The sequence below is a fragment of the Paraburkholderia sp. 2C genome, assembly GCF_054589215.1.
This window is the reverse complement of sequence record NZ_BAAILL010000065.1, coordinates 1-6452: the sequence shown is the minus strand read 5'-3', so window position 1 is coordinate 6452 and position 6452 is coordinate 1. Positions and strand designations below refer to the sequence as shown.

The window sequence follows — 6452 nt, the reverse complement described above, 5'->3', positions numbered from 1 at the left end:
CGCAACGCGGCGGCCGCGCCGACGCACCGCGCGCCGGCGAGCCGGGCCGCGACTTCGAATTCACGTCGGCCGACTTCACGCGTATTCGCGAGCTCATTTATCGCCGCGCAGGCATTTCGTTGTCCGATCACAAGCGCGATATGGCGTATAGCCGGCTTGCGCGCCGTTTGCGCACGCTCGGTCTCGACAGCTTCCGCGACTACCTCGACCAGCTCGAAGCGAGCGACGATCCGGCCGAATGGGAGGCGTTCACCAACGCGCTGACGACGAACCTGACCGCGTTTTTCCGCGAAGCACATCACTTTCCGATTCTCGCCGAGTTTGTGAAGAAGCGGCAGCAGCCGGTGTCGGTGTGGTGTTCGGCGGCCTCGACCGGCGAGGAACCGTATTCGATCGCGATGACGCTCGTCGAAGCGCTCGGCGAATCGGCCGCGCGCCACGCGAGCGTGCTCGCGACCGACATCGACACGCAGGTGCTCGCGAAATGCGACGCGGGCGTCTATCAGTACGAGCAGGTCAGGCATCTGTCGCCGGAGCGCCTGAAGCGCTTTTTCCTGCGCGGCACGGGCGCGCATGCGGGGCTCGTCAAGGTGCGGCCCGAATTGCGCGCAATGATCCGTTTCGAGCGGATCAATCTGACCGATCGCGATTACGGCCTGCGCAATCCGTTCGATGCGATCTTCTGCCGCAACGTGATGATCTACTTCGACAAGCCGACGCAGTCGCAGGTGCTCGCGCGTTTCGAACCGCTTGTGAAGCCGCGCGGCCTGCTGTTTGCCGGTCACTCGGAGAACTTCACCTATGTGACGCAGGCGTTCCGCCTCAAAGGCCAGACCGTCTACGAGCTGACGCGCGACAGCGGCGCCGCGCCGGCTCCCGCGCGCGCGCCCGGCGCGATGAATGAGGTGAATGCATGAGCGCCGCGTTACCGATCGCAAACAATCTCTATTACGACAACCACTTCAAGCGCCCCGGCGTGAAGCTGTTGCCGAACGAGTTCTATACGACCAACGAAGACATGGTGCTCGTCACCGTGCTCGGTTCGTGCGTCGCCGCCTGCATCCAGGACCGCGCCGCGGGCATCGGCGGGATGAACCACTTCATGTTGCCCGACGATGGCGCGGAAGTCGTGCAGGCGGCCTCGGACGCCATGCGCTACGGCGCGTACGCGATGGAAGTGCTGATCAACGAGCTGATCAAGGCGGGCGGGCGCCGCGAGCGGCTCGAAGCGAAGGTGTTCGGCGGCGCCGCGGTGCTCGCGGGCATGACGACGATGAACATCGGCGATCGCAACTCGGAGTTCGTGCGCCGCTATCTGGCGCTCGAAAAGATCCGCATCATCGCCGAAGACCTGCAGGGCGCGCATCCGCGCAAGGTCGCGTTCCTGCCGCGCACGGGCCAGGTGATGGTGAAAAAACTCGGGTTGCAGCAGGACCCGGATGTGGCGGAGCGCGAGCGCGTGCTGGCCCGGCAGACCGCCGAGGCACGCGCCGAACGGCTCGCGAAAGCGCGCGCGCGTGTCGAGCTGTTCAGCGCCGGAAAAGCCGGCGGTCCGGCCGGCGCGGCAGCGGGCGGCGCAGCGAAGCCCCGCATCGAGCTGTTCAACGCGGGCGGCCGCGAGAACGATTCCAAAAATGCGCGGACCGCAGAGGAGGCGTAGCAACTGTGCAAAAGATCAAGGTACTGTGCGTCGATGATTCGGCACTGATCCGCAGCCTGATGACCGAGATCATCAATGGCCAGCCCGATATGGAAGTGGTGGCGACCGCGCCCGATCCGCTCGTCGCGCGCGAGCTGATCAAGCAGCACAACCCGGACGTGCTGACGCTCGACGTCGAAATGCCGCGCATGGACGGCCTCGACTTCCTCGAGAAGCTGATGCGTCTGCGGCCGATGCCGGTCGTGATGGTGTCGTCGCTGACCGAGCGCGGCTCGGAAATCACGCTGCGCGCGCTCGAACTGGGTGCCGTCGATTTCGTGACGAAGCCGCGCGTCGGCATCCGCGACGGGATGCTCGATTACGCGGAGAAGCTCGCCGACAAGGTGCGCGCGGCAGCCCGCGCGCGTGTGCGGCAGGCCGCGCCGGCCGGGCATCCGGCAGCAGGCGGCGCGCATCCGGCGGCCGCGGCGACGCACGCGCCGCTCTTCAATAACCCGCTCGTGTCGACCGAGAAGCTGATCATCGTCGGCGCGTCGACGGGCGGCACCGAAGCGATTCGCGAAGTGCTCGTGCCGCTGCCGCCCGATGCGCCGGCCGTGCTGATCGCGCAGCATATGCCGCCCGGCTTCACGAAGTCGTTCGCGCAGCGTCTGAACGGGCTGTGCCGCATCACGGTGAAAGAAGCGGAGCACGGCGAGCGCGTGCTGCCGGGCCACGCGTATATCGCGCCGGGCCATGCGCACCTGCTGCTCGCGCGCAGCGGCGCGAACTATATTGCGCATCTGTCGGAGGAGCCGCCCGTGAACCGTCACCGTCCGTCGGTCGACGTGCTGTTCCGCTCGGCCGCGCAGCATGCGGGCAAGAACGCGATCGGCGTGATCCTGACCGGCATGGGCCGCGACGGCGCCGCGGGTCTGCTCGACATGCGCCGCGCGGGCGCTTATACGCTTGCGCAGGACGAGGCGAGCTGCATTGTGTTCGGCATGCCGCGCGAAGCGATCGCGCTGGGCGCCGCCGACGACATCTCTCCGCTTGCCGATATGAGCCGCCGCGTGATGGCGCGACTCAACTCGATGGGCGAACGGGTGCAGCGTGTGTAATCATGCCGGTCGCGGCGCGCTTGCGGAACGCGGGCGCACGGCGGCGGGGTCAATGCAGGACGCTCGGGTTACAGAGTAACCGCAGTGCGGCCGATAACCGTTCTATACGGCCAATCGATGCGGCTCGCTGCGGCTTGGTTGCATCGGGCCCGAGCGCGGACCGGGAACTGAATGACGAACGGGCGGCAATGCGCCGCCCGGCCAGATCAGGTAATTGAGGGGAATCAGATGGACAAGGGAATGAAAATTCTGGTGGTGGACGACTTTCCGACGATGCGCCGGATCGTCCGCAACCTGCTGAAGGAGCTTGGCTACTCGAACGTCGACGAAGCGGAAGACGGCGCGGCGGGTCTCGCCCGGCTGCGCGGCGGCAGCTACGAGTTCGTGATCTCGGACTGGAACATGCCGAACCTCGACGGTCTCGCGATGCTGAAGGAAATTCGCGCCGACGCGAGCCTCACGCACCTGCCGGTGCTGATGGTGACCGCCGAGTCGAAAAAGGAAAACATCATCGCAGCGGCTCAGGCGGGCGCGAGCGGCTACGTGGTGAAACCGTTCACCGCGGCGACCCTCGACGAGAAGCTCAACAAGATTCTTGAAAAGATGGGCAAAACCGGGAGCTGATGTGGACCAGCCGACCAACGCGCAGGACGCGGTCGCGCGCGACGACAGCGATCTCACCACCGACCGGATTCTCGCCCGGATCGGCCAGTTGACACGCACGCTGCGCGATTCGATGCGCGAGCTCGGTATCGACAAGCATGTCGAGCGTGCGGCGGAAGCGGTGCCGGACGCGCGCGACCGTCTGAAATATGTTGCGACCATGACCGAGCAGGCCGCCGAAAAGGTGCTGACCGCGATCGAAGTCGCCAAGCCGATCCAGGAACAGCTGCAGCAGGACGCGGGCAAGCTCGATGCGCGCTGGGCGCAGTGGTATGCGGCGCCGCTTGGGCGTGATGAAGTGCGCGTGCTGATGGACGACACGCACACGTTTCTCGGCAAGCTGCCCGACGCGACGGCGGCGACCAACCAGCAACTGCTCGAGATCATGCTCGCGCAGGATTTCCAGGACCTGACCGGCCAGGTCATCAAAAAGATCACCGAGATCGTCTATGTGATCGAGCAGCAACTGCTCGGCGTGCTGGTCGAGAACATCGCGCCCGAGCGGCGCGAGCAGTTCGCGGCGACGGCGGCGGCGCTCGTCGCGGAAGTGTCGTCGACGGGCAGCCCCGAGGGTCTGCTCAACGGTCCGCAGATCAACCCGGAAGGCAAGGCCGACGTGATGCAGGATCAGTCGCAGGTCGACGATCTGCTCGCGAGCCTCGGTTTCTAAGGCCGATCGCTTCAGCATTACCCCGCTGTGGTCCCTGAAGATTTCGCGGCTGCCGGCAGCAGGCGTTCGCGCGGCCGTGGAATCTGTCCCTTCCTTGTATCCGCAGGCATACTAGCCATCACGCAAAGCCGCGTGGCCTTCAATGTTCTTAACATCGGGTAACGGGCTTGCAACGTGCTGTCAGAGCATGTCGTCGGACCGCCTTCCAGCGAGCTTTCCGAAAAGCAGCCGGCGTTGCCAGGAATGCCGATCGGACGTGGATATGGCGCCGCGTGTCATCGCGTGTCACGGTTTGTCGGCGAGAATATGCCAATCAGGTTCGGACTGCATGCGGCTCGCGTCGCGAGCGCAGTCTTAAGGGGAGAATGCTGATGTTCGAATCAAACCAGTCGCGGCGTCGCGTTCTCGCGTACGCCGCCGCCGCATTCTGCGCGGCCGGCATGCTGGCCGCCGCGCCGTCCGCGAACGCGGCGTTAGGCGGTACGCCGATGACGACGCCGCAAGGCGCGAGCGTCACGACATCCGGTCCTTCGGCCAGCCCGGGTACGCCGGCTGCACCGGCCACGCCGGGTACGTCGTCGTCAGGCCCATCGGCCACGGCGACGATGCGCAATGCGATTACCTCGGGCGCATCGGCTGCGCCGTCTTCTTCAGGCGCGTCCGGCGCCGCCTCCTACACGGTGCGCTCGACCACGCTGGCAACCGGCACCGTCGTGCGCGAATACGTGGACGGGAACGGCCAGGTGTTTGCCGCGTGCTGGAAGGGCCCGGCCTATCCGAACCTCAGCGAGATCTTCGGCAGCGACTATTACCAGCAATACGTGGACGGTGCGCGTGCGGCGCAAGCCACACGCGGCGGTGTCGCGCGCGGCCCGTCGACGGTCGAGCAGGGTGGCCTCGTCGTTCGTGCCGGCGGCCATATGGGCAGCTATATCGGCTGCGGGTATCTGCCTGCGCTGATGCCGCCCGGTGTGACCGCCAACGATATCCGCTAACCGACCGACGACGGGAGAATCCTCGTGCAACGAACAACCAGAATGACGGCCTGGCTGAAGGCCGCCGCCGCTGCGCTTGCCGTGTCGCTGATCGCCGCCGGTTGCGGCGGGGGCGGGGGCGACAGCAACAACACCGGTTCGAACACGCCGAGCAGCCCGGCGCCGGCCGGAGGGAATCAGGTCTCCGCGGTCATCAGTCAGGGCGTGTCGGGTAACGTGAATATCCCGACCGTGACCGTGACGGTCTGCGCGCCCGGTTCGGCGACCGCCTGTCAAACCATCAGCAACGTGCTGCTCGATACCAAGTCGTTCGGCCTGCGCGTGCTGAACGCATCGCTCGGAACGACCGCCGCGAGCCTGCCGACGCTGCCGTCGGGCTCCGGCGTGCTTGCGCAATGCGCGCTCTTTGCGCAGAGCTTCACGTGGGGGACGATCCGTACGGCCGACGTTCATATCGGCGGCGAGACCGCGAGCAGTATTCCGGTTCAGGTGGTCGGCGATCTTTCGGACGCGACGATTCCGAGCGACAACTGCACGGACCGCGTGCCTGTGTCGGGTGCTGAAGACACCGCCGCTACGCTCAATGCGAACGGCATACTCGGTGTGGGCGTGGCAGTTGCCGACTGCGGAACGGCGTGTGCGGCGGCGATCTCGGCCTCCAATCCGAGCACCTACTTTTCCTGCCCGCCCAACACGACCACGGCCAACTGTACGCGCGTGCCGGTCGCGGTCGCCCAGCAGGTCACGAACCCGGTGGCGCGCTTCGCGGCCGACAATAACGGCGTGATCGTCCAGTTCCCGGCGGTGCCCGACGGCGGATCGAAGACGGCGACGGGCCTCGTGACGTTCGGCATCAACACGCAGGCGAACAACGCGATGCCGGGCACGGTGACGGTGCTCACGTCCGACCAGGCGGGTGACCTGCAGCACAGCACCTTCAGCGGTTTGACCAACGTCGACGCGTTCCTCGACACCGGTTCCAACGGAATGTTCTTCGGCCCGGCGCTCACGGCGTGCGGCAGCAATGCACCGGACTTCTACTGCCCGACGAGCAAGCAGACGCTGACCGCGACGCTGCAGGGCGAGAGCACGACCGCGCTGGGGGTGACCTTTTTTGCGGATAACGCCAACACTCTCTTCAACAGCGGTAACTTCGCGCTGCCCAATCTGACCGGCACAGCCGCCAATGGGACGCTCGATCTCGGCTTGCCGTTCTACTTCGGCAAGACCGTGTATCACGGGCTCGACCTCAGTTCGTCCGGCGGCCGGGCGCCGTTTATCGCGTTCTAGGCACGCGCGTTCGCGCACAACGAAAGCGGCCCCTGCAGGGGCCGCGGCCGGGCGGCTCCCCGGCCGTCTCGTCC

At 66.2% G+C, this 6452-nt stretch carries 7 protein-coding genes; all 7 read left to right on the top strand.

Annotated elements, in window-relative coordinates; all coding sequences use genetic code 11:
* Nucleotides 1-917, top strand: a 917-nt coding sequence (locus tag ACYPXD_RS28965; RefSeq protein ID WP_459719807.1) for a CheR family methyltransferase, incomplete at its 5' end; no start/stop codon positions are given.
* The gene (cheD, locus tag ACYPXD_RS28960) at nucleotides 914-1660 is read left to right on the top strand and encodes a chemoreceptor glutamine deamidase CheD (protein WP_459719804.1); all 747 of its coding nucleotides are present in this window, start codon (nucleotides 914-916) and stop codon (nucleotides 1658-1660) included. The genes ACYPXD_RS28965 and cheD, both read left to right, overlap by 4 nt.
* Nucleotides 1661-1665: 5 nt before the next feature.
* On the top strand, nucleotides 1666-2760 hold the full coding sequence (locus ACYPXD_RS28955; RefSeq protein WP_459719801.1) for a protein-glutamate methylesterase/protein-glutamine glutaminase: 1095 nt from the start codon (nucleotides 1666-1668) through the stop codon (nucleotides 2758-2760).
* Nucleotides 2761-2988: 228 nt separating this feature from the next.
* Entirely contained in the window at nucleotides 2989-3384 is a 396-nt protein-coding gene (gene cheY, locus ACYPXD_RS28950) for a chemotaxis response regulator CheY (RefSeq protein WP_459719798.1), read from the top strand.
* A 1-nt stretch (nucleotide 3385) separates the two neighbouring features.
* The gene (gene cheZ, locus ACYPXD_RS28945; protein ID WP_459719795.1) at nucleotides 3386-4093 is read left to right on the top strand and encodes a protein phosphatase CheZ; all 708 of its coding nucleotides are present in this window, start codon (nucleotides 3386-3388) and stop codon (nucleotides 4091-4093) included.
* Between the two features lie 371 nt (nucleotides 4094-4464).
* Nucleotides 4465-5088 carry a DUF2844 domain-containing protein gene (locus ACYPXD_RS28940; RefSeq protein ID WP_459719792.1) on the top strand — a complete coding sequence of 208 codons (624 nt, stop codon included), beginning with the start codon at nucleotides 4465-4467 and terminating at the stop codon, nucleotides 5086-5088.
* Nucleotides 5089-5130: 42 nt separating this feature from the next.
* Complete coding sequence (locus ACYPXD_RS28935; protein WP_459719789.1) at nucleotides 5131-6378, top strand: DUF3443 family protein; 1248 nt, start codon at nucleotides 5131-5133, stop codon at nucleotides 6376-6378.
* Nucleotides 6379-6452 lie beyond the last annotated feature (74 nt).